Origin of the sequence: Stenotrophomonas sp. ESTM1D_MKCIP4_1 (assembly GCF_003086895.1) — a bacterium.
Lineage (GTDB): Bacteria > Pseudomonadota > Gammaproteobacteria > Xanthomonadales > Xanthomonadaceae > Stenotrophomonas.
In genome coordinates this window covers 559,272-583,890 of record NZ_CP026004.1, presented here as the reverse complement: position 1 = coordinate 583,890, position 24,619 = coordinate 559,272, and the positions used below count along the sequence as shown (strand labels likewise).

Here is a 24,619-nt window from a genome sequence, read left to right as displayed (position 1 = left end):
GCCCCCGCCTTGGGTTTGATGCGTCCGCGCCCGCAGGAAACCGTCGAGGGGCGGACGGGCGGGCTGCGCAGGACCGTTGGCGCCATGGATGGCGCCATCGAGCCCCCAAGGATGGGTTTACGGCGTGTCCTGCGCAGCCCGCCCGGCCGCCCCCACACGCATCAGTCAAGGCGCCAAACGCCTCAACCCCGCGCCTTGGCCGGATTCACCAGATTCCCGAAGAAAATCGCATTGATCAGCAGGCGATCAGTACCGTGCCAGTACTTTCGATGCGCCGGATCATCGGCAAACAACACCACGTTGCCCTGCCCCTGCGCCGACACCAGCAGCCACGCACTCCCCGCCACCCGCGCACGGTTGCGCTCGGACAGGTAACCGTTCACCCGCGGCGTCCCGTCGATGCGCACCACCGTCGAGAACGGGTTCGCACTCGGCTGCAGCGTCACCGTGTTTTCCTTGTTGATCGCCAGCTGCCGGCGCGGCACGCCGAACGCCAGTGGGTGCGTGGTATCGACATCCGCGCTGAGGATGTTGCCGCTGACCCGTTCGATCGCAGCGATGTCACGCTGGTCACCGAACGCACGACGGTCGGTTCCGGGCACGTCTTCGTCCTTGCCCAGCGACTCACCATCGGCCAGCTTCTGCTCCACCGCCCACTTCGAGGCACTGCCGTAGGTCACCAGCGAACCACCGGCCTGCACCCAGCGCTTCAGCGCCGCCACTGCGGCGGCGTCGATGCCGGTGTAGGTGCCGCCGGACAGGACGATGGTGGTGTAGCGGTCCAGCGACACCTTGCCCAGCTGCTGCGGGTCCAGCTTGCTGGCCGGCAGGTGCAGCTGCTGGTCCAGCAGGAACCACGCCGAACCAATCTCGGTGGCGGACACGCCCTCGCCCATCACCAGGGCCACGGCAGGCCTGCGCAGCGCCTTGACGCCATCACTGCCCAGGTCGATACCTTCGCTGCTGCGGCCGCTGGACAGGGCATGCACCTGCACGCCGGCCTCGCGTGCAGCGGCGGTCACTGCTTCGAGCAGCGCCGCACCCTGCAGTGGCTGGCCGGCCACCGGAATCACCAGGCTGCCTGCGGCGAAGTCCACCTGGCCCTGCGCGGTGGCGCTGCCGAACGGCTTGAACGCCGCGCGGGCACTCAGCCCCTTGGCCTGCAGCGCGGCCAGCGCGCGGCCGGCGTTGTAGTCACGCCAGTCGATGGCATAGGCAAAGCCGGCCTGGCCGCCATTCACGGCGCCCTGCACGGTCGGCAGCTCCGCCACGCGGGCACCGCTGTCGATGCGGCTGCGGCTGCCGGCAAAGGCGACACCGTAGGCCGGTGCGATCGCATAGCTGGTGCTGCCGTAGAACACGTCGCCCTTGATCGGCGGAGTCTCGGCAAAGATCGAGTGGACCAGGCGGAACTGGGCCTGCTGCACCGGCACCACGTAGGCGCTGCCCGCGTCGAAGCGCTGGCCGTCGATCGTCACGGTGCGATCCAGTGCGTGTACCTCGATGCGATGCAGCAGCAGCAGTTCCAGCAGGCGCCGGGTCAGTGCGGGGTCATGCGCATCGCCGAACACGAAGCTCTTCACCGGCTGCTGCGCAGCCTGCTTCAATGCACTCTGGAAGAAGGTCTTCTGCAGATCGAACAGGCCGCTGCGCTCGGTCACCGCACCACGCACCGTGCCCAGGCCGGTGGCGACCTGGTTGCGGATGGTGAACGGGAAGGTCAGCAGGCCGTTCACCGATTCCTGTACGCGGCCGCGCGAGCTGGCCTGTTCCACGGTCACGCCGACCGCACCATGGAAGTCCGGATAGGTCGAGCCGTAGACCGGCGAGAAGTTGTCGTAGTTTTCGCCGGTGTAGTACAGCGAGCTCAGCGCATCCAGCGACTGTGCGTGGTACTCGGCCAGGGTCTTGTTGAACTCGTACGACGCGGCCGGAATCAGCGGGCTGTGCATGCTCTTCGGCGAAGGCTCGAAGTAGTACGTGCTGTCCTTGCCCATCTCATGGAAATCGATCTGCACATTGGGGTACCACTGGTGGAACACGGCCACCTTGGGCCGCGAATCCTGCTGGGTCAGGGCCAGCCAATCGCGGTTGAGATCGGTGAAGTAGTGGTTGGTGCGGCCCTGCGGGAACGGTTCGACGTGTTCCTTGTCCGCCGGGTCGGACGAGGCCGGGTCCGAAGCCCACGCGTTGTGCCAGTTGGCGGCGCGGTCGCGGCCGTCAGGGTTCTGCGCGGGGTCGAACAGCACCACCGACTGCTGCAGCCACTGCTGGGTTTCGGCACTGCGGTTGGCCACCAGGTAGTAGGCGGTCAGCATCGCCGCTTCGCCGCTGGAGGTTTCGTTGCCATGCACGCTGTAACCCAGCCAGACCACCACCGGGCTGTCCCCGGCCGCGCTGCGCGGCTGTGCCGGATCGACCAGGGTCGCGTGCTGCTGGCGGATCCGGTCGATGCGCGCCTGGTTGTCGGCAGCGGTGACGGTGGCGATCAGCAGCGGCCGGCCTTCGTAACTGCGGCCGATCTCCTGCACGCGGATCTTGTCCGAGTGCTTCGCCAGTTCCTGGAAGTAGGCCACCAGCTGGTCATGGCGGGTGTAGCGGCTGCCGATCGGGTAGCCGAGGAACTGCTCGGGGGTGGGAATGGCGGCATCGAACGCGGCAGCGTCGGTGGCCTGCGGGAAGAAGTACGCACTCTGGGCCTGCGCGGCCAGCGGCGAAGCGAGGACGGTGGCGGCGGCAAGCAGCAGCGGAAGAACGGCACGGCGGTGGAAGGACACGGTAACTCCCCGGGAAACAGGACAGCGGCAACGCGGCCAGCCACACCGGTGGCTGGCCGCGGCGGGTGGATCAGAAGCGGTAATCGAAGCCCAGCGTGAAGTAGCGCCCGCGCAGGTCGTACTGGCTGAAGTCGTACGGCGCGCGGATGCCCGGGAACGAGGCGTCGTACGGCGGCGTCTTGTCGGCCAGGTTCTGCACCTTGGCGTACACGGTCAGCTTGTCGATGCCCGCGTAGGCCAGATAGAGGTCGAACTGGTTGTACGCATCGACGCGGTCCTGCACGGCCGCAGCGGCGGTACTGGCCTTCTGGTCGTAGCCACTGGTGTAGTACCAGGTGACGGCGGCGGTGAAGTCGCGGAAGGTCCAGTCCAGCGTCGTGGTCGCCTTGTTCTTCGGCAGGGTGGCGCCAAGGTTGCTGCCGGCGTAGTCCACCAGCGGGCCGCCGACCACGGTGGGACGACGGTAGTCACGTACGTGGGTGTAGGCCGAGGAGAGGGTGAAGTCGCCAAGCGCGGCAGTCGGGATGCGCTGGCGCAGCTCGACATCAATGCCCGAGGTCTTCAGCTCGCTGAGGTTCTGGTAGCGGTTGAACACCGCCAGCAGCTTGCCGCGTTCATCGCGCTGCACAGCGCCGGCGACGTTGTCGTTGACCAGGGTCTGGGTGTTGTTGGTACCGACCAGGTTGTCCAGCTGGATGCGGTAGTAGTCCACGCTCAGGTTGGTGTTGGCCCAGGGCGAAAGCACCACGCCGAAGTTCACGCTCCTGGTGCGCTCGGGCTTGAGGTCGCTGTTGCCGACGGTGAAGAAGGTCGGGTTCTGCCGCGAACCCGGCACGTCCGGATCACGCGGATCGACCACGCTGCCGTAGGCGATGCTGGTGCTGTTGGAATTTTCCGAGAGCGACGGCGCGCGGAAGCCCTTCGACGCCGAGGCCCGCACCAGCAGGAAATCCAGCGGCTGCCAGCGCAGGCCGAGCTTGGGCGAGAACGCATCGCCGAAGTCGTCGTAATGGTCGGCACGCGCGGCCGCCGACAGTTCCAGGCGCGAAGCGAGCGGCACGTTCACTTCTGCATAAGCGGCGCTGACCTTGCGCTCGCCGTGCACTTCGGCGATGGCCGGGCGCACCTGCAGGCCCGCGTCGATCTGCCAGGGATTGTTGGAATCGAGCTTCTCGCGGCGCCATTCGGCACCGGCGGCGAAGCCGATGTCGCCGGCCCAGCTATGGCCCAGGGTGCCGGAAATCTTCGCATCCACCCCCTGCAGCACCGATTCGGCCGGGCGCAGGGTGGAGATGTTGATCGCATCGATCACCGACTGCGGGGTGGCCGAGGGGTCGAGCAGGTTGTAGCTGCCGCTGGCCAGTGCATCGGCCAGCGCCCAGCGGTTGGCGAAGCCACCGGAGACGGTTTCGCGCTCGCTGCTGCGTGCGCCGAACGCGGCCACTTCCCAATCCCAGGCGGCGGTGCTGCCGCGCAGACCGACCACGCCGCGGTAAGCGGTGGAGCGGTTGGTCTTGATGGTGCCGCCGAGGTCGAAGAAGGTGTACTCGATCGGCACTGCACGGCCGTAGGGGTTGTACGGGCTGCTGGACGGCAGGTTGGACGACACCGGTTCGGCCAGCCCGGTTTCGGCGTTCAGCGCGAAGCGGCCGCTTTCCAGGGTGAAGAACGGGCTGCTGCCGAACCAGGCGGCGCTCTTGATCTGGCTGTACAGCACTTCGCCGAATGCTTCGACGTTCTCACCCAGGCGGAACGTGCCGTTGGCATAGGCCTGGTAGCGCTTGGTCGAGGGAATCAGTGTGGTGTACGGCGCCTGGTTGTAGCCGCAGGTATCGCCGGCCAGACCGTCGATGGGGGCGCTGGCCACGCGGGTGGTGCCGGTGGGGCAGTTGCCGTCGGCGTCGAGCATCGGCACCGATACGCCGTTGACGAGGTAGCGCGCGCCCTTGGCCGACCAGCCGTTCCAGCGGCCGCCGGGCTGGTCGCTGTAGATGCCGCTCTTGGTCAGGTTGCGCTCGTCCTGGTCCAGGCGCTCGCGGTTGTAGCCCTGCAGGCTGAAGAGGATGTTGTAGCCATCGGTATCCAGGTCACCCAGGCCACCGACGAACTTCAGGTTCTGTTCGTGCAGGCCGCCCTGGTCGGCACCACCGAAGCTGCCGCCGATCTCGGCGCCCTGGAAGTTCTGCCGGGTGATGATGTTGACCACGCCGGCCACCGCGTCGGAACCGTACACGGCCGAGGCGCCATCCTTGAGCACTTCGATACGCTCGACGGCGACCAGCGGCAGCGCATTGAGGTCGACGAAGGTGTCCGACAGCCCGCCGGCCGGGAAGCCGTAGTTGGCCAGGCGGCGGCCGTTGAGCAGCACCAGCGTGTTCTTCTGCGAGAGACCGCGCAGGCCGATACCGGCCGAGCCGGACGCCCAGCCATTGTTGGTGGTTTCGTTGTTGGCGTTGCCGGTGTTGGCCGAGATCGAGCGCAGCAGGTCGGCGACGGTGGCCTTGCCGGTCTGCTCCAGCTGCTGGCGGCCGATCACCTGCACCGGGTTGGAGGCTTCGGTATCAGTGCGCTTGATGTTGGAACCGGTAACGCGCACGGCGGCCAGCGTGCTGGCTTCACCGCTGGCATCGGTGGTGGTTTCGGCGGCGGCGGACAAAGGCGCGGCCAGAGCGACGGCCAGGGCCGCCACGAGCAGGGTGTGCTGGGGCATGACGATGTGGGGGGTGGTAGTGGACGACGGAAGTTCCGCAGTAATCCATGCCAGGTCTGGCGCGACCAATAACATCTCTTCATACGGATATAAGAGAAGCTAACATCTCTTCATCCGGATGGAAAGAATTGAGTTGCGGAAACCGAACATCCGGGACGGTGGCGGCGGCAGGGCCGGCGTACAATCGCGCCATGGAAATCTTCAAAGTCTTCATGCTCGAGGCGGCCCACCGCCTGCCCAACGTGCCGCCGGGCCACAAGTGCGCGCGCCTGCACGGCCATTCGTTCCGGGTGGAACTGAAGGTGGAGGGCGAACCGGGCGCGCAGACCGGTTGGATCATGGATTTCGGCGATGTCAAAGCAGCCTTCCAGCCGATCTACGACCGCCTGGACCACCACTACCTCAACGACATCCCCGGCCTGGAGAATCCGACCAGCGAGAATCTGGCGGTGTGGATCTGGAACGAACTGAAGCCGGTACTGCCCGCGCTGAGCGAGATCACCGTGCACGAAACCTGCACCTCCGGCTGCCGTTACCGCGGCCCGACCGCCTGATCAACCCATTGATCTGAAAGGATTCATGAAGGCGCCTCGGGCGCCTTCATGATTTTTGTTGCAATGCGGCATGATCGGCGTATGCTGCATTGCATCAACCGCTTTCGATGCCGCCATGGCCACCGCCTTCGCCGATCGTTTCAGTGATGCCACCCGCCAACTGGCGGCGGCGGCAACGCGTGCGAACCGGCTGGCACTGGAAAACGCCGAAAGCATGTTCGGCGTGCAGTTGAAGGCGCTGGAACGCAACCTGACCGCAACCGGCGGCTGGCTGGGCGAACTGGCCCGCAGCGAGGATCCGGCCGGGTTGCTGCCCAAGGGTGCACAGCTGTGGCAGGACAACCTGCAGCGGATGGGCCAGGCCCAGCAGGACATCGTCGACCTCGGCCTGCAGGCGGGTCGCGCCTGGTCCGAGCTGGTGCAGGGCCAGACACACACAACGGCGGACGCCACCGGCAACAGCCACTGACGTCACGCCCACGCTCATTGCATGGGTCCCTCCCCCCATGCAATCCGGACCCGGCAGATCCCTCCCTCTGCCGGGTCTTTTTTTGCCTGCGATTTACGTGAAGTGCATCCACGCATGGCGTGGATCTACTGGATGGTTGCGATCTGCGCGAACAGCATCCACGCATGGCGTGGATCTACTGGATGGTTGCGATTTACGTGAAGTGCATCCACGCATGGCGTGGATCTACTGGATGGTTGCGATCTGCGCGAACAGCATCCACGCATGGCGTGGATCTACCACTGCGGCTCGGTCAGGTGGGTGCGTTGTCCGCACGCGGCAGGGCGAACACAAACAAGGCCCCCGTCTCGCTCGGCCGCAGTTCAATGCGCCGCCCATGCAACTGCACGATGCGCTGCACGATCAACAGGCCCAGGCCACCGTTCTCACCCCGCCGCGCACCCAGCGCTGCCGGCGCCTGGAACAGCTGCGCGCGCAGTGCCGGGGCCACGCCGGGGCCATCGTCGGCCACGCTCACTTCCACGCTGCCTTCGAGGGCGCGCAGCTGCACCCGCACCTGGCCGCCGTCGGGCGCATGGCGCAGTGCGTTGTCCAGCAGGTTGGTCAGCACCCGCTCGACCAGGCCAAGGTCGGCGCGTACCAGCGGCAGCCCCGGCGGGAAATCGGCCTGCAGATGCTGGCCACGCGCCTGTGCCGCCAGCTCGAACTTCTGCAGTACGTCCTGCAGCAGTTCCGGCAGCGCGAACACCTCCCACTCCAGCCGCACTTCGCCGTGTTCCAGCCGTGCCAGCTCGAACAGCGCGCGGGCCAGGCGGCCCACCTTCGCACTCTGCGCCAGGGCGATGCCCAGGTAGCGGCGGCGTTCGTCCGGCGACAGCGTGGCTTCCTTCAATGCCAGCGTTTCCAGGTAGCCATGCAGCGATGACAGCGGCGTGCGCAGGTCATGGGAGATGTTGGCCACCAGTTCGCGGCGCTGCAGGTCCTGCTGGCGCAGCTGCTGCCATTGCTCGCCCAGCCGCTGCGCCATCTGCGCATGGGCATGCTCGAGGATCTTCAGTTCATCGCGCTCGCCGCTGCGCAGGGGCACCGGCGCCGGCAAGGGCGTGGGTGCATCGATATCGAAGGCCTGGATGCGCCGGGTCAGCCGGCGCAGCGGCCGGGTGACCCAGTAGAACGCCACCAGCCCGGCCAACAGGCCCAGGCTGCCCACCAGCAGCACCGACCACAGGGTGGTGTTCCACTGGTTGCTGGCGGCCAGATCGTCGGCCAGCATCTGCCGGTGTTCACCCACCAGCACCACGTAGACGTAGCCGGCCGGGTGGCCCTGCACCACCAGCGGCGCCACGCTGAATACCTTGCGCCCGGCGGTGCTGCGCGGGTCGTCACCCAGGATCGGCAGCGGCGCACCCGCCAGCAAGCGGCGCAGCGGGCCCAGGTCGACGCGGTCGCGCAGCAGGTGCCCGCTGGGCGCATCGTGGCCGAGGATGCGCCCCTGGTCGTCCAGCAGATAGACCTCCACGCTGGGATTGACCGCCATCAACTGGCCGAACAGCGCGCGCACGGCGGTATCGCGCATGCCGCTGGTGTCCATCAGCTCGCTGCGCTGGGCGATGTGTTCTGCCAGGCCCAGCGACAGGCGCTGCACCACTTCCTGTTCGTGGCGGGTGTTGGCGTGCATCTGCAGCGCCAGCAGCGCCATGCAGCACATCAGCATCAGCGCGGCGATCACCGCCGCCAGCTTCTGCCACAGGTTGGGCGTGATCATGCTGCCGCCCCGGCTGGATCGACCAGCTTGTAGCCGCGCCCCCACACCGTCAGCAGCCGCCGCGGGTTGGCCGGGTCGACTTCGATCTTGCTGCGCAGGCGGTTGATGTGGGTGTTGACGGTGTGCTCGTAGCCATCGTGCTGATAGCCCCAGACCTGGTTCAGCAGTTCCATCCGCGCGAACACCTGGTCGCGGTGGCGGGCGAAGAACAGCAGCAGGTCGAATTCACGCGGGGTGAGTTCCAGGGCATTGCCATCGACCGACGCCGTGCGCGCCACCGGGTCCAGCTGCAGCCCACCGACTTCCACGGCACCGGCATCGATGCGCGCGTTCTGCGCCATCGCTTCGGCACGGCGCAGCAGCGCACGCACGCGCGCGACCAGTTCGGGCATCGAGAAGGGCTTGGCCAGGTAGTCATCCGCGCCCAGTTCCAGGCCGACGATGCGCTGGGTTTCACTGCCGCGTGCGCTGATGATGATGATCGGCACGTAGCGCGCCATGGCACGGGCGCGCTGGCAGATCTGCAGCCCATCCACGCCGGGCAGCATCACGTCCAGCACCAGCGCATCCCACGGGCCGTCCTGTTCCAGCAGGCGCAGGCCGGCATCGCCGGTGGCGGCGTGCGCGACGAGGTAGCCCTCGTCGCCCAGGTGCATGCGCAGCAGGTCGGCAATGTGGGCATCGTCTTCGACGATCAGGACGCGTTTTGCGGACATCGGCAGCTCGTGGCCAGTGGGGAGGCTGCACGCATTGTGGCGCGGCTTGGCCATCGATACCTCACGAAAAATTGAATCCTGCGTGAGGATTCGTTGACCCGGGCAGGCGCAGCATGGCCCCGTCGCCCCTTCCCGGAGTACGCCATGTCCCTTACCCGCCGCCACCTGCTGGGCCTGGGCGGTCTTGCCACCGCCGCTGGCGTGCTCGGCCTGGGCGCGTGCAGCCGTGCCGCCACGGCCGCCGCCGAGGCGCGCCCGGCGCGTCAATTTCCGCTGATGCACAGCGACGCCGAGTGGCGCCGGCTGCTGACCCCAGCGCAGTACGCGGTGCTGCGCCAGCAGGCCACCGAACGCGCCGGCAGCAGCCCGCTGGACAAGGAACATCGACAGGGCACGTTCGCCTGTGCCGGCTGCCAGCAGCCGCTGTTTTCCTCATCCACCAAGTTCGAGAGCGGCACCGGCTGGCCCAGTTTCTGGGCGCCGCTGCATGGCGCCGTCGGCGAAGACCGTGACACCACCTTCGGCATGTTGCGGGTGGAGGCGCACTGCAGCCGCTGTGGTGGCCACCTCGGCCATGTCTTCAACGATGGCCCACGCCCGACCGGCCTGCGTTACTGCATGAACGGTGTCGCGCTGCTGTTCCAGCCCGGCGCGGCGCAGCAGGACAGCAACGGTGGCTGGCGCGTGCCGCTGGGTTCTTCCCCTGTTTCTGGAGCCTGATGATGCTGCTGCTGCTGCTGGCCTACCTGGGCGGCGTTCTGACCCTGCTCAGCCCGTGCATCCTGCCGGTGCTGCCCTTCGTGTTCGCACGGGCCAACCGCCCGTTCCTGCGCAGTACCCTGCCACTGCTGCTGGGCATGGCGTTGACCTTCGCCGTCGTCGCCAGCCTGGCCGCCGTCGGCAGCCAGTGGGTGGCCCAGGCCAACCAGATCGGCCGCTGGGTGGCCCTAGTGCTGATGGCGGTGTTCGCCCTGGCATTGCTGTTGCCGCGCCTGGCCGACCACCTGCTGGCGCCGTTCCAGCGCGCAGGTGCGCGGCTGAGTGCGCGCGCCGATGCCGCCGATGACGCTGGCCGCGGCGGGGCGTGGACCTCGCTGCTGATCGGCATTGCCACGGGTCTGCTGTGGGCGCCGTGTGCTGGGCCGATCCTGGGCCTGGTGCTGACCGGTGCCGCGCTGCACGGTGCCAGCGTCGGCACCAGTGCGCTGCTGCTGGCCTATGCGCTGGGCGCGGCCACTGCCCTCGCACTGGCGGTGTGGATCGGGGGGCGCGTGTTCAACGCCCTGAAGGCGCGCCTGGGCCTGGGTGACGTGCTGCGCAAGGTGCTGGGTGTGGCCGCACTGCTGGCGGTGGTGGCGATCGGCATGGGCTGGGATACCGGCCTGCTGACCCGCCTGTCCTCGGTGAGCACCGCACGTATCGAACAGGGCCTGCTCGACGCCATGCCCGGTGCCCAGCCCGCTGCACCGCCGATGATGATGATGGCCGGTGCGAACACGGCCGCCGATACGCCGCTGCCGGTGGAAGGCACCCTGCCGACGCTGGACGGCGCCACCGGCTGGCTCAACAGCCCGCCGCTGAAAGCCGAGCAGCTGCGCGGCAAGGTCGTGCTGATCGATTTCTGGACGTACTCCTGCATCAACTGCCTGCGTGCGATGCCCTTCGTGCACGAGTGGGAACACCGCTACCGCGACCATGGCCTGGTGGTGATCGGTGTGCACACACCGGAATTCGCCTTCGAGCGCGACCCGCGCAACGTGATGAAGGCCGTGCAGCAACTGAAGGTCGCCTACCCGGTGGCGCTGGACAACCAGTATTCGATCTGGCGTGCATTCAACAACCAGTACTGGCCAGCGCAGTATTTCGTCGATGCACAGGGCAACATCCGCGCCCACCAGTTCGGTGAAGGAAACTATGCGCATTCCGAACAGGTGATCCGCCGCCTGCTGACAGAAGCCGGCCAGACCGCTCTGCCGCCCCCGGCCGACCCGGCGGCAGCCGACCTGCAGGGCGTGGCCACGCAGGCTGACATGGGCAATCTGCGCTCGCCGGAAACCTACCTGGGCCACGCGCGTGCCGAGCACTTCGCCTCAGCGGGCGGCCAGCGTACCGATGCCTCCTTTGACTACGCCCTGCCGCCCAGCCTGGCCTTGAACCAGTGGGGTCTGTCCGGGCACTGGACCATCACCGATGAAGCCGCGCAGCTGCAGCAGGCCGGGGGTCGCATCGCGTTCCAGTTCCATGCCCGCGACCTGCATCTGGTGCTGGCGCCCACCCGGGAGGGCAAGCCGGTGCGCTTCCGCGTGTGGCTGGATGGCAAGCCGCTGCCGGCCACCGATGCGGGCAGTGATGTCGATGCAGAAGGCCGCGGCGTGGTGAACGAAAACCGTCTGTACCAGTTGATACGCCAGCGTGGCGCGGTCGGCCCGCACCGCTTCGAGATCGAGTTCCTCGACGCGGGCGTGCAGGCCTATGCCTTCACCTTTGGTTGAGAGCAGGAGGAAACGATGAAATTCTCCTTTGAACAAGGCATTGCGGTGGGTGTTGCCGGGCTGGTCGCTACGGCGTTGGTGGCCGGCGTGCTGCTGGTGGACCGCGGCGCGATGGCCGCGCCGGCTGTCGCCAGCGCACAGGTGCAGGCATTGCCGGCACCCACCGGCGACGCGGCATTCAACGATGGCGCCACCCATGCCAGCGTGGTGTTCGCCGGGGGCTGCTTCTGGGGCGTGCAAGGCGTGTTCCAGCACGTGAAAGGCGTGAGCAATGCGGTGGCCGGCTACGCCGGTGGCAGTGCTGCCGATGCACGCTACGAGCGCGTCAGCAGTGGCCGTACCGGCCACGCTGAAGCGGTCAAGGTCGATTACGATCCGCGCCAGGTCAGCTATGGCCAGTTGATGCAGGTGTTCTTCTCGGTGGTGCACGACCCCACCCAGCTGAACTACCAGGGCCCCGATCACGGCAGCCAGTACCGCTCGGCGATCTTCAGCGATGACGCCCGGCAACTGGCCGCCAGCCGCGCCTACATCAGCCAGCTGGGTAGGGCCGGCAGCTACCGCAGCCCGATCGTCACCCAGGTGGCCAGCGGGCAGCGCTTCTACCCGGCTGAGAGCTACCACCAGAACTACATGGCCAACTACCCGCAGGCGGCCTACATCCGCTACTACGACGCACCGAAACTGGCCGCCTTCGGCAAGCAGTTCCCCGCGCTCTACCGGCGCGAAGCCTCGCTGGTGCCGATGCGCTGACGTACTCTTGTAGAGCCGAGCCTACGCTCGGCTATCCCGGCAATGCAGTCGAGCAAGCTCGACTCTACGAAACGCCAGACATCGTTGGCGCGGATTCGTTGACGTCCATGCAAAAAAAGACGCACGGCCCTGCGGCCGTGCGTTCTGGAATGTATCGGCGGGGCCCCGATCAGGCCCTACCGGCAGCACCATGCTAGGCTCGGCAGCATCATGGGTACAGCTGCAGATGCAGGGCAGTTCAATGGATACAGATCCCTCCGCCACCCCGGTTCCGCCGCGCTACCAGCGCCTGTCCGATGAACTGGCCGAGGCCATCCAGGGCGGTCGCCTGCCGGTCGGCAGCCGGCTGCCCTCGCTGCGGCAGATGGCCGCCCAGCGTCAGCTCAGCCTGAACACCGTCATCGCGGCCTACCGGCAGCTGGAAGATGCAGGACTGGTCGTGCCGCGGCCGAAGGCCGGCTTCGAGGTAGCCCCCCGGTTGTCGGTACCGCAGCGTTCACTGCGCGACGCGCCCTCGGCACCCACCGCCCCCCTGCAGCAGGCACTGATGGCTCGCGTGCTTGAGGCGCAGCGGCGGTCCGGGGTGGTCGATCTGGCCTTCGCCGGTCCACGCGGGCGGCAGTTCTATCCCGGCGCGCAGCTGGCCCGGCACACCGCGCAGGTGCTGCGCCATGGCCAGCAGACCGTGGAAACCTACGCGCGCCCGAACGGCTCGCCACGCCTGCTGGCGCAGATCGTACGGCGTGGCCCGCGGATGGGCCTGCACACCCATGCCGAGCGCCTGCTGCTGACCCACGGCGCGATGGAAGCGCTGCAGCTGGCCCTGCGCGCGGTCACCGAGCCCGGAGCGGCCGTGGGTATCGAAGCGCCCTCCTACTTCAACCTGTACCCCTTGCTGGCCAACCTTGGCCTGCAGGCGATCGAACTGCCCACCCACCCGCAGCACGGGCTGGACGTAGATGCGCTGGGCGCGCTGCTGGAGCACACCCCGCTGGCCGCACTGGTGGTGATGCCCACCGTGCACAATCCGCTGGGCTGCACCATGCCCGTCGCCGCCAAGCAGCGCCTGGCCGAGCTGGTCAATGCGCGCCAGCTGCCGCTGATCGAGGATGCGGTGTATGCCGAGCTGCAGTTCAGTGAGCCTCCGGCACCGCTGCTGAAGGCGTTTGACCGCGATGGCTGGGTGATGGTGGTCGGGGGCTTCTCCAAGACGCTGGCACCGGATTACCGCATCGGCTGGCTCGATGGTGGGCGTTTCGCCGAACGCATCGCGCTGCTGAAATTCCAGTCAACCGGTGGCGAGCCGCAGCTGCTGGGTGATGCAGTGGCCGCCTATCTGGAAGCCGGCAGCTATGAGCACCATCTGCATCGCATGCGGCGCCTGTACCGCGAACAGGTGGGTCGCCTGCGGCAGCTGGTGGCCGAACACTTCCCCGCCGGCACCCGCGCCACCGAGCCGCAGGGTGGCTTTCTGCTGTGGCTGGAACTGCCCGGTGTCGACACCCGCGAGCTGTTCGAGCGCGCGTTGCAGGAGGACATCGTGTTCATGCCGGGCCAGGTGTATTCGCGCGGCGCGCGCTACCGGCATTGCCTGCGGTTGTCGTGCTGCCAGGCGCTGGATGCACGTTTCATCAGCGCGGTGGAGCGGCTGGGTGCGATGGCGCGGGAGTTGGCCGCACGGTAGAGTCGACCGTTGGTCGACTGCTCTTCATTCACCACCCGAAAATCCCGCGCTGCGCGCGATAGTCGACTGACAGTCGACTCTACCGCCGCTCCGCCAGCGCATCCCGCGGGGTAGAGTCGACCGTTGGTCGACTGCTCTTCATTCACCGCCCGAAAACCGCCGCTCGCTCACAGGTGGCTGCTCAACACCTGTGCATCTGCACCTGGCAGGTGCGGCAGCCTGCCCCAGCAAGGCATCGGCAGGCGCTGCTGCAGCGTGGCGAAGTTGGCATCCTGGCGCTGCATGGTCGGGTCGATGTGGTTGCCGATCCAGCCCAGGCAGTCCACCCCGCTGGCCTGCAGCGATTGCGCGGTCAACCGTGCGTGGTTCACGCAGCCCAGCCGCATGCCCACCACCAGCAGCACCGGCAGGCGCAGCGCGCGCACCAGGTCCAGCTGGTCCAGCGTGGCCGATACCGGTGCCAGCCAACCGCCGACGCCCTCCACCACCACCACATCGGCCTGCGCGCGCAGGCGCTCGAACGCGGCCACGATCGGCGCCAGCTGCACCTCCACGCCGTCTTCGGCCGCGGCCAGTTCCGGCGCCAGCGGCTGCCGCAACGCATAGGGATTCAGGTCGGCATAGTCCGGTACGGGCCAGCTGGCGGCCTGCAGCGCCAAGGCATCCTCGTTGCGAAGGCCGTGGCCCAGATCCTGGCTGCCACTGGCCACCGGCTTCATGCCCACCGCACGCAGGCCGCGCCGGCGCAGTGCATGCAGCAGCGCGGCGCTGCTGGCAGTCTTGCCGATTTCGGTATCGGTGCCGGTGACGAACAGCGCAGGTGGCAACGAGGTAGGCAGGGACATCGACAGCTCCAAGCATGCAACAGAGCGTGCATTATCACTGGTCCCGTACGCTTGCTAGACTGCAGGCATGTTCGCCAATGCCTCGCTTACCGGCAGCAAGCCGGAACAATACGCCCAGCTGCTGGAACAGGCCCGAGGCCTGGTCTACGGCGAGTCCGACCGCATCGCCAACGCGGCCAACCTCTCCGCACTGGTCTACCACGCCCTGCCCGACCTGAACTGGGTGGGTTTCTACCTGTATGACGGCAAGGAGCTGGTGGTTGGCCCGTTCCAGGGGCTGCCGGCCTGCGTGCGCATCTCCCTGGACAAGGGTGTATGCGGTGCCGCCGCCAGCCAGCGCATCACCCAGCGCGTGGAAGACGTCGATGCCTTCCCCGGCCACATCGCCTGCGATTCGGCCTCTCGGTCGGAGCTGGTGGTGCCACTGCTGCGCGGTGATGAACTGATCGGCGTGTTCGATATCGACAGCCCGCAGGTCGGCCGCTTCGATGCCGAAGACCAGGCGGGACTGGAAGCCATCGCCCGCGTGTTCGTCGAGGCGTTGGGATGAGCGCACCCAAGCTGCGCAACATCGGTCCGAAGAGCGCGGCCTGGCTGCGTCAGGTCGGTCTGCGCAGCCGCGAGGACCTGGCCGCGCTCGGTGCGGTCGGGGCCTTCGTGAAGGTCAAGCGTGCCGGCTTCAAGCCCAGCCTGAACCTGCTCTACTCGCTGGAAGGCGCCCTGCTGGACTGCCATTGGCAGGAACTGGGCGAAGCCCAGCGCGAGGCTCTGGTACAGGATTACGAGGCGCGCATCGCCGCGCACCCGCTGAAGGCGGCCGGGCCGGCATCGGGCCCGGTGCATGAGCAGCGCTTCGACACCGACGACGATGGCGAGGACGGCCTCGCCGAGGACTGAGGGACTGGTGTGCCGGCCGCTGGCCGGCAACCGCACGATCATTGCGGCGTCACGGAGAATGCCGGCCAGCGACCGGCACTACCGCAGGTTCACGGCTGCTGCAGTTCCAGCAGCTCGCCCACCAGGCCCACTTCCCCGCGTTCCAGTGACACCCGCAGGCGCGTGCCGTGGTCGATGCGCAGCGCCCAGCACAGCGACAGCGGCAGCCCGCAGACCTGCGACAGCACCATGCGCAGCGGGCCGCCGTGGCTGACCACCACGGTGGGCAGCGGATCCTCGTCATCCAGCAGCCGATCCAGCGCGCGCGCGATGCGGCGCTCGAAATGGCCCCAGCTTTCGCCATTGGGCGGCGGGAAGGCATGCGGATCTCCATGGAACGCCGCCAGCGCATCCTCCGGCAGGTCGAACAGCGACTGTCCGTCCCAATCGCCGAAATCCAGTTCTTCCCACTCTTCGTCCGCGTCCACGTCCAGCCCGCGCGGCGTGGCCAGGGCCATCGCCGTATGCAGCGAACGCAGCCGCGGCGAGCTGATCACCCGCTGCCAGTCCTGCTGGGCGTAGGCATCGACCAGTTCCTGCGGCAGGCGGGCCAGCTGCGGTGGATCGCTGCGGCCATCGAGGAACTCATCGCGGCCGTTGCCGGCATGGCGGACCAGGTCGAGGATCATGCGTGCGTCCTGTACAGGCAACGCGGAAACAGCAGAAAACAGCGGGACATCGGCAACGGCACCACGGGATCGAGACGATATTCTAAAGGCAGAGCAAAGGCAGTCGAGCACGCTCGACTCTACGGGCCGGCCGCGATGCCGTAGACTGCGCGCACTTCCAGGTGACCTGCGGCGATGGCCGGCAGGTTGAAACGGGAAGCCGGTGACGCGTGGCAACACGCCAGGCCGGCGCTGCCCCCGCAACGGTAAGCACGTCTGTTCCAGGCAACACCGCCACTGTGCCATCGGCATGGGAAGGCGCCTGGACGGTGGCCTCGCGCCACCTGGCGGCAAGCCCGGAGACCGGCCCGGAAGCCTCAGGTCGCGATGCGGTGGGCGTGGCGCTGGATGACCGCGGCGGCGCCGCGGCTTCGGCGCATGCCAGCCTCCGTGGCTCCTCCCCTTCGCCGCGCGGGCGTGCGCGGCACCCGGAGTCCTCCCGATGAAGCTGCAGTCCCGAATGCTGTCCCTGGCCGTACTGGCCGCCCTGCCCGCCCTGGCCCATGGCCAGGCGAGCGATGACACCGCTGTGCTGGAGCAGGTGCTGGTCACCGCCACCCGCACCCCCATCGCCCTGCAGGACAGCATCGCCCCGGCACAGGTCATCGACCGTGCGCAGATCGAAGCCAGCCAGGCCACCTCGCTGCAGGAACTGCTGGCCGGCCGCGCCGGCATCAACCTGACCAATGCCGGTGGCCTCGGCAAGCAGAGCTCGTTGTTCCTGCGCGGCACCAACTCCTCGCACACGGTGGTGCTGGTCGATGGCGTACGCATCAACAGCGCCGATCTTGGCCTGGCGATGTACCAGGACCTGCCGCTGGCACAGATCGAGCGCGTGGAAATCGTGCGCGGACCGCAGTCGAGCCTGTATGGCGCCGACGCCATCGGTGGCGTCATCCAGATCTTCACCCGCCGCAACGCAGGTGATTTCGCTCCGCACTTCCAGCTTGGCGGCGGCAGCAACGGCCTGCGCGAAGCCAGTGGCGGCATCGGTGGCAGCGGCGAACGCGGCTGGTTCGGTGCCGATATCGCCTACCAGCACACCGACGGCATCAATGCCTGCCGGGGCTCGGCCACGCTGTTCACCGGCTGCTATGCCGATGAGCCCGACCGCGATGGCTACCGCAATCTGTCCAAGAGCCTGCGCGGCGGCTACACCTTCAATGAGCAGTGGAGCGTGGAAGGCAGCGCTCTGCGCGCTGAAGGCGAGAACCACTACGACGGCTACTACAGCTATTCGGAAACGCTGCAGCAGGTGATGTCCGGCAAGGTGCGCTACACCCCGTCCGAACGCCTGGCATTCACCGCCACTGTCGGCCGCAGCGACAACGAGTCGGACAACTACGGTGATTTCGGTGCGTTCGGCAGTGCGCAGACCCACCGCGACACCGCTTCGCTGCAGGCCGACATCGGGCTGGCCCAGGGCCAGCTGCTGAGCACCGGCGTGGACTGGAGCGAAGACAACCTGGATGGCAGCAGCGCCGGCTACCTGGTCGACAGCCGCCGCAACACCGGCGTGTTCGTGCAGTACCAGGGCCGCTTCGGCCGCCACCAGCTGCAGGTGAGCGCGCGCAATGATGACAACCAGCAGTTCGGCAACCACGCCACCGGCAGCGTCGGCTGGGCGATGGAGCTGGGCCACGGCCTGCGCGTGAATGCCAGCTACGGTACCGCGTTCAAGGCGCCGACCTTCAGCGACTTGTACGACCCGTGGAGCGGCGTGCCGACGCTGGACCCGGAGAAGTCCAAGAGTGCCAACATCGGCCTGTCGCAGCATGGGCAGGGGTGGCATTGGGGCGTGGACGTGTACGAAACCCGCATCGATGATCTGATCACCTACGATGCGGCGACCTTCATGATGCAGCAGGTCGAGAAGGCACGCATCCGTGGCGCCGAACTGACCGCAGGCACGGTGCTGGCCGGTTTCGACATCAACGGCCAGCTGAGCTACACCGACCCGCGCAACCGTACCCGCGGCAGTACCCAGTTCGACAACTGGCTGCCGCGCCGCGCGCAGCAGACCGCACGCCTGGACGTGGACCGCCGCTTCGGCGACGTCCGCGCCGGCCTGACCGTGCAGGGCGCGGGCAAGCGCTACGACGATGCCGGCAACACGGTGAAAGTGGGTGGCTACGGCACCCTCGACCTGCGCGCGGAATACGCGCTCACGCCGTCGTGGTCACTGCTGGCACGTGCGGCCAATGTGTTCGACCGCCGCTATGAGACCGTGGCGTGGTTCAACCAGCCCGGCCGCGAGTACCAGCTGAGCGTGCGTTACCAGCCGAAGTAAGGTCCTCGGCATCGACGCATGGCGTCGATCTACTGTACAGCCGAGCCCATGCTCGGCTGGGCCATCCAATTCGTAGAGTCGAGCTTGCTCGACTGCGGGTTCGCGCCGAAAGCAGCCGAGCGCAGGCTCGGCTCTACATGGGCGCATCAGCAGCAATGGCTTGCCGGCCAGCGGCCGGCACTACCCTTCGCGTCAGCCCTGCAGCCCCGGCAGTTCACGCAGGTCGTCGATCACTGCCACGGCATGGGCGTTGTCCAGGTCCAGCCCGCGTGGGTAGCCATAGCGCACCAGGGCGATCGGCATGCCGGCGTCCTCGGCAGCACGGTAATCGGTGAGCGAATCGCCCACCATGAGGCAGGCGTCCACCGCCAGCCCGAAGTGCGCGGCGATATGCCGCAGCGGTTCACCACTGGGCTTGCGCTGTGGCAGCGAATCGCCGCCCAGCACCAGCGAAAACGCCTCGTCGACCCCCAGGTGCTGCAGCAACGGCGGCACCAGCGCAGCAGGCTTGTTGGTGCAGATGGCCAGCGGCACGCCGCGCGCGCGCAGCAGTGCCAGCGCTTCAGGCACGCCATCGAACAGGCGCGGGCTGCGCAGCAGGCACGCGCGGTAATGCACCATGAAGATGGGCATCACCTCGGCCAGGTCGACGTCGCGACCCGCGGCGTGCACGGCCTGCTCGACCAGCCGCCGCACGCCATCACCGATCCAGCCCAGCACGGTGCTTTCAGGCACGCGCGCCAAGCCGATGGCTTCCAGCGTGCGGTTCAACGCTTCGGCAATATCGGACGCGCTGTCCACCAGCGTGCCGTCCAGATCAAACACGACCAACGGATAGGGGTACGACAAGAGACGGCACCTGTACGACGTGGGTCGTCCATTGTACGCCCCGGCCTCAACCGATCCGGCGCGCGCGCGTGGCCAGGAACGTGGGCAGGTAGCGATCAATCATGAAGCGCGGGCGCGGCTGCCAGTCTTCCATGAAGCGTTCGACCACGAAACCGGCATCAAGCTGGCCACCGATCAGATCACCCAGGCTGTGGCCGAAGGTCAGCGCTTCGCCGCGGGCCAGTTTCGCTTCGCGCTCTTCGGCCGGCAGGTCGTCCAGATCCGAATACGGAATGGCGTACTGCGGGCGGATGATCCCCTGTTCCTGCAGCTGCGGATCGCGCGCGCCCACGAACACCACCGGGTTGTAGAAGCTGGCCAGCAGCAGGCCATCGCGGGCCAGCACGCGCTGGCATTCGGCCCAGACCGGGCGCACGTCAGGCACGTACAGGTTGGAAATGGGATGGAACACGACGTCGAAGCTGCCATCGGCGAAGGCATGCAGGTCGCGCATGTCGCCCTGCACGGTGCGCAGGGACAGCCCATCACGTTCGGCCACACGGCGGTCCTGCGCCAGCTGCCCGTCAGACAGATCGAACACCGTGACGATCGCACCGGCAGCGGCCAGTACCGGGGCCTGCTGGCCACCGGCCGAGGCCAGGCAGAGGATGCGGCGGCCGCGCACATCGCCCAGCCAGTCCAGCGGCAACGCGCGGGGTGTCAGGTGCACCTGCCAGCGGCCCTGGCGGGCGGCGGCGATCGTTTCCGCGTCGACCGGGCGCGACCAGTCACTTGCCTGGCGGGCCTGGCGGTCCCACGCCGCGCGGTTGTGTTCGAGCAATCCCTGTCCATGGTTCATGTGTCCTCCTTGACCGGTGGGCGCCACTCCAGATCCTGGAAGGCCGGGCTGGCGAAACACTCGGCCAGGAAATCCAGGAACCGCCGCATGATAGCGGGCTGCTGTCGACGCGATGCGTACACCGCATGAATGCCCAGCTCGTCCAGTTCGTACGCCGGCAGCAGCTGCACCAGTTCGCCCGAACGCAGCAGCGGTGCCACCTGGTAGGTCGGCAGCATGGCGATGCCGGCACCGGCACGCACCGCTTCCAGCAGCAGCGATGCTTCGTTGGCGCTGATGTTGCCGCCCACCGCCACCGACAGCGAACGACCGTCGCGGTGCAGCTGCCACAGGCTTTTGCCGACGTAGTGATGGGTCAGGCAGTTGTGCGCGGGCAGCTGTTCGGGCGCGCTGGGCGTGCCATGCGCCTGCAGGTACGCCGGGGTGGCACACAGCACCGAACGGCAGCTGGCCAGGCGCCGCGCGATCAGGCTGGGATCGATCTGGCGGGCGATGCGCACGGCCAGGTCCACGCGTTCCTCCACCAGGTTCACCATGCGGTCCACCAGCAGCAGTTCGATGCGCGCGGCCGGGTGGCGCAGCACGAAGGCGGCGACCGCGCGCGCCAGGTGACTCTGCCCGAAGGACACGCTGGCGGTGATGCGCAGGGTGCCATGCGGCTCGGGATCGTCGCTGGCCAGTTCGCCCTGCAGCTCCTCGCCGATGGCCAGCATCTGCCGGAAGCGCACGAGCGCGGCTTCACCGGCACCGGTCAGGCTGATCCGCCGCGTGGTCCGGTGCAGCAGGCGCGCGCCCAGCCAGCCTTCCACCTCGGCCAGGTAGCGGCTGACCATCGCGCGGGACATGTCCAGCACCTCGGCAGCGGCGGTCAGGCTGCCGCGCTCGGCCACTTCGACGAACACGGTCATGGCGGTCAATCGGTCCATCTGCTCGATCCATGCAACAAACAAGCGCGTTATACGCTGTTTTTCGATCAACTTCAGCAGCCTAGAGTGGCCTCGTTCCCTCCCCATTCCGCCCCAAGGAGTTCTGCCATGAAGATTGCCCTCGTCGGCGCCACCGGTAACATCGGTCGCCAGATCGCCCGCCACGCCCTCGCCCACGGCCACCAGGTCACCGCCGTGGTGCGCAGTGAAAAGGAACTGCCGGCCGAACTGGCCGGTGCCCAGCTGGCCATCGCCGCGCTGGACGATACCGATGCCCTGGCCGCAGTGATCGCCGGCCATGATGTACTGGCCAGCGCCTATGGCCCGCGCCCGGGGGATGACATCGGACAGATCGCCACGGTGGCCGACCAGCTGGTCGCGGCCGCCCGCCAGGCCAAGGTGCCGCGCGTGGTGGTGGTAGGCGGCGCAGGCAGCCTGGAGATCGCGCCGGGCGTACAGCTGGTCGACACCCCCGACTTCCCCGCCGCCTACAAGCCTTACGCACTGGCCGCCCGCGAAGCGCTGAAGCGCCTGCAGGCGGTGGATGACCTGGACTGGACGTTCTTCTCGCCGGCGGCCGAAATCGGCCCGGGCGAAGAGCGCGGCCAGTACCGTGTGCAGGCGAAGACCTTCCTGGCCGATGCCAGCGGCCACAGCCGCATCAGCTACGCCGATTACGGTGCGGCGTTCGTGGCCGAGCTGGAAGCGGCGAAGTACCCGAAGCAGATCATCACTGCGGCGTATTGAGCACGCCTGCGTAGAGTCGAGATCCTATGTTCGCAGTCAAGCCTGCTGGAAGCGGGCTTGGCCCACCTTCAACAGGGCTGGATCGAAATCCTTGCCGCTCTTGAATACACCCCACGCAATCCTGGCCAGCTTTCTGCCGTACGATCCTTTATCGACGTTCGTGTGCGGGATGGGGATCGCTCGACTCGTCTGTCGGCTCGATTCCGCAGATGCTTGCTTGACGGTCCCTCCACCCTGGCTCCTACATACCTCGTAGGAGCCGGGAGGAACATACAAGCTTGCTCGACTGCCCAAGAAACCCCGTCGAGCAAGCTCGACGCTACGAGGATTCGTTGATGCGTACTGCTGCCCTGCTTCTTCCCCTCACCCTGGCCGCGGGTTTCGCCAGTGCACCGTTGCTGGCCGCGCCGGCGGCGTCGGTCGCCGCGCCTGTGGCGAAATCACAGCTGCGCCTGCAGACCTTCCATCCAGGTCCGCAGGCCATGTTCTCTGTCTCTTCGGTGCTGATCGAAGGCCGCCATGAGGCGATCCTGGTCGATGCGCAGTTCGCGGCCAGCGATGCGCGTGCATTGGTCGACAAGATCCGCGCCAGCGGCAAGCAGCTGACCACGATCTACATCAGCCACGGCGATCCGGACTACTACTTCGGCCTGGCCACGCTGCAGGATGCGTTCCCGCAGGCGCGCATCCTCGCCACCGCGCAGACCGTCGCCCACATCCAGCAGACCCAGGCCGGCAAGCTGGCGTACTGGGGCCCGAAGATGGGTGAGGACGTGCCCGCGCGCATCGTCGTGCCGCAGGTACTGGATGGAGATGCGCTGCAGCTGGAAGGCCAGCGCCTGCCGCTGGTCGGGCTGGATGGGCCGACGCCGGACAGGACCGTGCTGTGGGTGCCGTCGCTGCGTGCGATCGTCGGCGGCATCCCGGTGGTGGCGGGTGAGCACGTGTGGATGGCCGACACGCAGACGCCGCAGTCGCATGCCGATTGGCTGCAGACGTTGCAGCGGCTGCAGGCGCTGAAGCCAAAGGTGGTGGTGCCGGGGCACTACGCACCGGGCGCGGCGCTGGATGCGAGCGCACTGCGTTTCACGGCGGACTACATCCGTGCGTTCGACGTGGAAACGGCGAAGGCGAAGGACAGTGCGGCGCTGGTGAAGGCGATGCAGGCGCGTTATCCCAAGCTGGCCGGCGTGGAATCGCTGGAGCTGAGTGCGAAGGTGGCCAAAGGCGAGATGCAGTGGCCGTAAGGTAGGGGTTCTCCAGCAGGGCTGCGCCCTGCACCCGCTCAATGCAACGGCAACAGCAACAGCTGGGTGTCCGTGGGTTGGCGGGATGGCACGGGGTCGGATCCCGTTGCGACGCAACGGGCTCTGACCCCATCGGGATCGATCAGATAGAGGTGGAATCGTTCGGTTCGTTCCCGAACAACTCGCCCTGCACCACCGGTTCTTTCTCGCGGAATCCCCCCAGGCCGACGCCGACCAGCCGGTAGCGGGTGTCCGCCGGAAGATCGACGCGCGCGCGCAGGGACAGGGCGATGTCACGCAGTTCCTGCAGGGATTCGGGCGGTCGGTCGGGGGTGTAGCTGCGGGTGAGGATGCGGAACTGCGCGGTCTTCAGTTTCAACACCACGGTGTGGCCGATGCGTTCGGTCTTCCGTGTGGCATTCCAGGTTTTCTCGGCCAGCTGCACGATGGCTTCTCCCAGATCCTCCAGCAGCAGGTCTTCGGCGAACGTGTCCTCGGAGGAAATCGACTGCACCTGCTGGTCCGGCTCCACCGGCCGTTCGTCGATGCCGCGGGCGCGGTTGTACAGGCTGCGGCCGAAGCTGCCGAAGTTTTCTTCCAGGTCGGGCAACGTCCAGCTGCGCAGGTCGCCGCAGGTGACGATGCCGCGCTCGGCCAGCTTGCCTTCCATCACCTTGCCCACGCCCGGCACGCTTTTCACTGGCAGCGTCAGCAGGAACGCATCGACGCGTTGTGGCGGGATGACGAACTGGCCATCGGGCTTGCGCCAGTCCGAGGCGATCTTGGCCAGGAACTTGTTCGGCGCGATGCCGGCTGAAGCGGTCAGCTGGGTCTCTTCGCGGATCTGCGCGCGGATGGTGCGGGCGATCTCGGTGGCCAGTTCGATGCCGCTCTTCGGCGCGGTCACGTCCAGGTAGGCTTCGTCCAGCGACAGCGGTTCGACCAGGTCGGTATGGCGCAGGAAAATCTCGCGCACCTGGCGTGACACGGCTTTGTAACGCGCGAAATCCGGCGGCACGAAGATGGCATCCGGGCACAGGCGCTCGGCGCGCAGCGCCGGCATGGCCGAGCGCACGCCGAACACGCGCGCTTCGTACGAGGCCGCACAGACCACGGAACGCGCACCGCGCCACGCCACCACCACCGGCTTGCCGCGCAGCGACGGATCGTCACGCTGCTCCACCGACGCGTAGAAGGCGTCCATGTCAACGTGGATGATCTTGCGCAGTGCGTTCATGGTTGGCCAACATCATACCTGCACCGTACCGGTCCAGACGGCAAAGTATGGTCGTTGTGCATCAACGGGATGCGTGATTCCAAGGGAAAACACTACGCACGCGTACGGTGAGGCGG

At 67.4% G+C, this 24,619-nt stretch carries 21 protein-coding genes and 1 riboswitch; of the genes, 11 read left to right on the top strand and 10 right to left on the bottom strand.

The features are described from left to right. Positions 1-182: 182 nt before the first annotated feature. Entirely contained in the window at positions 183-2,777 is a 2,595-nt protein-coding gene (locus tag C1924_RS02630; RefSeq protein WP_108763955.1) for a M14 family zinc carboxypeptidase, read from the bottom strand. Between the two features lie 70 nt (positions 2,778-2,847). Continuing rightward, a complete protein-coding gene (locus C1924_RS02625) occupies positions 2,848-5,487 on the bottom strand; it encodes a TonB-dependent receptor (protein WP_108763954.1) in 2,640 nt (879 codons plus the stop codon). A gap of 191 nt (positions 5,488-5,678) precedes the next feature. Here C1924_RS02625 and queD point away from each other — a divergent pair, with 191 nt between their 5' ends. Together queD and C1924_RS02615 are read left to right on the top strand one after the other, a co-directional pair. Next, entirely contained in the window at positions 5,679-6,041 is a 363-nt protein-coding gene (gene queD, locus C1924_RS02620) for a 6-carboxytetrahydropterin synthase QueD (RefSeq protein ID WP_108745908.1), read from the top strand. Between the two features lie 115 nt (positions 6,042-6,156). Beyond that, positions 6,157-6,510, top strand: a complete 354-nt coding sequence (locus C1924_RS02615) for a phasin family protein (RefSeq protein ID WP_108766943.1) — start codon at positions 6,157-6,159, stop codon at positions 6,508-6,510. A gap of 292 nt (positions 6,511-6,802) precedes the next feature. Here C1924_RS02615 and C1924_RS02610 read toward each other — a convergent pair whose 3' ends face one another. Together C1924_RS02610 and C1924_RS02605 are read right to left on the bottom strand one after the other, a co-directional pair. After that, entirely contained in the window at positions 6,803-8,275 is a 1,473-nt protein-coding gene (locus C1924_RS02610) for a HAMP domain-containing sensor histidine kinase (RefSeq protein ID WP_108763953.1), read from the bottom strand. Further along, positions 8,272-8,991 carry a response regulator transcription factor gene (locus tag C1924_RS02605; RefSeq protein WP_108766942.1) on the bottom strand — a complete coding sequence of 240 codons (720 nt, stop codon included), beginning with the start codon at positions 8,989-8,991 and terminating at the stop codon, positions 8,272-8,274. The genes C1924_RS02610 and C1924_RS02605 overlap by 4 nt, the downstream gene beginning before the upstream one ends. A 144-nt stretch (positions 8,992-9,135) precedes the next feature. On the opposite strand from C1924_RS02605, the gene msrB reads away from it, so the two are divergent. The 4 genes from msrB to C1924_RS02585 all read left to right on the top strand — a co-directional run bounded on the left by msrB (position 9,136) and on the right by C1924_RS02585 (position 13,920). Then, complete coding sequence (gene msrB, locus C1924_RS02600; RefSeq protein ID WP_108763952.1) at positions 9,136-9,711, top strand: peptide-methionine (R)-S-oxide reductase MsrB; 576 nt, start codon at positions 9,136-9,138, stop codon at positions 9,709-9,711. A gap of 2 nt (positions 9,712-9,713) precedes the next feature. Beyond that, a complete protein-coding gene (locus C1924_RS02595) occupies positions 9,714-11,483 on the top strand; it encodes a cytochrome c biogenesis protein CcdA (RefSeq protein ID WP_108763951.1) in 1,770 nt (589 codons plus the stop codon). A 15-nt stretch (positions 11,484-11,498) separates the two neighbouring features. Continuing rightward, positions 11,499-12,236: a peptide-methionine (S)-S-oxide reductase MsrA gene (msrA, locus tag C1924_RS02590; protein WP_108763950.1), complete on the top strand. Its 738-nt coding sequence runs from the start codon at positions 11,499-11,501 to the stop codon at positions 12,234-12,236. Between the two features lie 241 nt (positions 12,237-12,477). Then, positions 12,478-13,920, top strand: a complete 1,443-nt coding sequence (locus C1924_RS02585) for a PLP-dependent aminotransferase family protein (RefSeq protein ID WP_108763949.1) — start codon at positions 12,478-12,480, stop codon at positions 13,918-13,920. Between the two features lie 167 nt (positions 13,921-14,087). On the opposite strand, the gene bioD is transcribed toward C1924_RS02585, so the two are convergent. Further along, on the bottom strand, positions 14,088-14,765 hold the full coding sequence (gene bioD, locus C1924_RS02580; protein WP_108763948.1) for a dethiobiotin synthase: 678 nt from the start codon (positions 14,763-14,765) through the stop codon (positions 14,088-14,090). Positions 14,766-14,832: 67 nt separating this feature from the next. Between bioD and C1924_RS02575 the strand changes: the two genes are divergently transcribed. Both C1924_RS02575 and C1924_RS02570 read left to right on the top strand, forming a co-directional pair. Continuing rightward, complete coding sequence (locus C1924_RS02575) at positions 14,833-15,315, top strand: GAF domain-containing protein (protein ID WP_108763947.1); 483 nt, start codon at positions 14,833-14,835, stop codon at positions 15,313-15,315. Continuing rightward, a complete protein-coding gene (locus C1924_RS02570) occupies positions 15,312-15,662 on the top strand; it encodes a TfoX/Sxy family protein (protein WP_108763946.1) in 351 nt (116 codons plus the stop codon). The genes C1924_RS02575 and C1924_RS02570 overlap by 4 nt, the downstream gene beginning before the upstream one ends. An 89-nt stretch (positions 15,663-15,751) precedes the next feature. On the opposite strand, the gene C1924_RS02565 is transcribed toward C1924_RS02570, so the two are convergent. Further along, on the bottom strand, positions 15,752-16,330 hold the full coding sequence (locus C1924_RS02565) for a histidine phosphatase family protein (RefSeq protein ID WP_108763945.1): 579 nt from the start codon (positions 16,328-16,330) through the stop codon (positions 15,752-15,754). A gap of 142 nt (positions 16,331-16,472) precedes the next feature. Continuing rightward, positions 16,473-16,696: riboswitch (cobalamin riboswitch) on the top strand. 115 nt (positions 16,697-16,811) lie between these two features. Between C1924_RS02565 and btuB the strand changes: the two genes are divergently transcribed. After that, entirely contained in the window at positions 16,812-18,659 is a 1,848-nt protein-coding gene (gene btuB / locus C1924_RS02560; RefSeq protein ID WP_108763944.1) for a TonB-dependent vitamin B12 receptor, read from the top strand. A 192-nt stretch (positions 18,660-18,851) separates the two neighbouring features. On the opposite strand, the gene gph is transcribed toward btuB, so the two are convergent. Genes gph through C1924_RS02545 form a run of 3 tightly spaced genes read right to left on the bottom strand, consistent with a single transcriptional unit; the run spans position 18,852 to position 21,272 of the window. Then, a complete protein-coding gene (gph, locus tag C1924_RS02555; protein ID WP_108763943.1) occupies positions 18,852-19,508 on the bottom strand; it encodes a phosphoglycolate phosphatase in 657 nt (218 codons plus the stop codon). A 46-nt stretch (positions 19,509-19,554) separates the two neighbouring features. Next, entirely contained in the window at positions 19,555-20,346 is a 792-nt protein-coding gene (locus tag C1924_RS02550) for a class I SAM-dependent methyltransferase (protein WP_108763942.1), read from the bottom strand. Further along, positions 20,343-21,272 (bottom strand): LysR family transcriptional regulator, encoded by a 930-nt coding sequence (locus tag C1924_RS02545; RefSeq protein ID WP_108763941.1) that lies wholly within the window; start codon positions 21,270-21,272, stop codon positions 20,343-20,345. Before C1924_RS02545 ends, C1924_RS02550 begins: the two co-directional genes overlap by 4 nt. A 108-nt stretch (positions 21,273-21,380) precedes the next feature. On the opposite strand from C1924_RS02545, the gene C1924_RS02540 reads away from it, so the two are divergent. Together C1924_RS02540 and C1924_RS02530 are read left to right on the top strand one after the other, a co-directional pair. Further along, on the top strand, positions 21,381-22,019 hold the full coding sequence (locus C1924_RS02540) for an NAD(P)H-binding protein (RefSeq protein WP_108763940.1): 639 nt from the start codon (positions 21,381-21,383) through the stop codon (positions 22,017-22,019). A 335-nt stretch (positions 22,020-22,354) separates the two neighbouring features. After that, complete coding sequence (locus C1924_RS02530) at positions 22,355-23,266, top strand: MBL fold metallo-hydrolase (RefSeq protein ID WP_108763939.1); 912 nt, start codon at positions 22,355-22,357, stop codon at positions 23,264-23,266. Positions 23,267-23,408: 142 nt separating this feature from the next. Here C1924_RS02530 and dinB read toward each other — a convergent pair whose 3' ends face one another. Next, the gene (dinB, locus tag C1924_RS02525) at positions 23,409-24,503 is read right to left on the bottom strand and encodes a DNA polymerase IV (protein WP_108763938.1); all 1,095 of its coding nucleotides are present in this window, start codon (positions 24,501-24,503) and stop codon (positions 23,409-23,411) included. Positions 24,504-24,619 lie beyond the last annotated feature (116 nt).

What these genes read in the sequence shown, in the direction of transcription:
- C1924_RS02625 (WP_108763954.1), bottom strand. Translation starts at nt 5,487, where the DNA reads ATGCCCCAGCACACCCTGCTCGTGGCGGCCCTGGCCGTCGCTCTGGCC.
- queD (WP_108745908.1), top strand. Translation starts at nt 5,679, where the DNA reads ATGGAAATCTTCAAAGTCTTCATGCTCGAGGCGGCCCACCGCCTGCCC.
- C1924_RS02615 (WP_108766943.1), top strand. Translation starts at nt 6,157, where the DNA reads ATGGCCACCGCCTTCGCCGATCGTTTCAGTGATGCCACCCGCCAACTG.
- C1924_RS02610 (WP_108763953.1), bottom strand. Translation starts at nt 8,275, where the DNA reads ATGATCACGCCCAACCTGTGGCAGAAGCTGGCGGCGGTGATCGCCGCG.
- C1924_RS02605 (WP_108766942.1), bottom strand. Translation starts at nt 8,991, where the DNA reads ATGTCCGCAAAACGCGTCCTGATCGTCGAAGACGATGCCCACATTGCC.
- msrB (WP_108763952.1), top strand. Translation starts at nt 9,136, where the DNA reads ATGTCCCTTACCCGCCGCCACCTGCTGGGCCTGGGCGGTCTTGCCACC.
- C1924_RS02595 (WP_108763951.1), top strand. Translation starts at nt 9,714, where the DNA reads ATGCTGCTGCTGCTGCTGGCCTACCTGGGCGGCGTTCTGACCCTGCTC.
- msrA (WP_108763950.1), top strand. Translation starts at nt 11,499, where the DNA reads ATGAAATTCTCCTTTGAACAAGGCATTGCGGTGGGTGTTGCCGGGCTG.
- C1924_RS02585 (WP_108763949.1), top strand. Translation starts at nt 12,478, where the DNA reads ATGGATACAGATCCCTCCGCCACCCCGGTTCCGCCGCGCTACCAGCGC.
- bioD (WP_108763948.1), bottom strand. Translation starts at nt 14,765, where the DNA reads ATGTCCCTGCCTACCTCGTTGCCACCTGCGCTGTTCGTCACCGGCACC.
- C1924_RS02575 (WP_108763947.1), top strand. Translation starts at nt 14,833, where the DNA reads ATGTTCGCCAATGCCTCGCTTACCGGCAGCAAGCCGGAACAATACGCC.
- C1924_RS02570 (WP_108763946.1), top strand. Translation starts at nt 15,312, where the DNA reads ATGAGCGCACCCAAGCTGCGCAACATCGGTCCGAAGAGCGCGGCCTGG.
- C1924_RS02565 (WP_108763945.1), bottom strand. Translation starts at nt 16,330, where the DNA reads ATGATCCTCGACCTGGTCCGCCATGCCGGCAACGGCCGCGATGAGTTC.
- btuB (WP_108763944.1), top strand. Translation starts at nt 16,812, where the DNA reads ATGAAGCTGCAGTCCCGAATGCTGTCCCTGGCCGTACTGGCCGCCCTG.
- C1924_RS02550 (WP_108763942.1), bottom strand. Translation starts at nt 20,346, where the DNA reads ATGAACCATGGACAGGGATTGCTCGAACACAACCGCGCGGCGTGGGAC.
- C1924_RS02545 (WP_108763941.1), bottom strand. Translation starts at nt 21,272, where the DNA reads ATGGACCGATTGACCGCCATGACCGTGTTCGTCGAAGTGGCCGAGCGC.
- C1924_RS02540 (WP_108763940.1), top strand. Translation starts at nt 21,381, where the DNA reads ATGAAGATTGCCCTCGTCGGCGCCACCGGTAACATCGGTCGCCAGATC.
- C1924_RS02530 (WP_108763939.1), top strand. Translation starts at nt 22,355, where the DNA reads ATGCGTACTGCTGCCCTGCTTCTTCCCCTCACCCTGGCCGCGGGTTTC.
- dinB (WP_108763938.1), bottom strand. Translation starts at nt 24,503, where the DNA reads ATGAACGCACTGCGCAAGATCATCCACGTTGACATGGACGCCTTCTAC.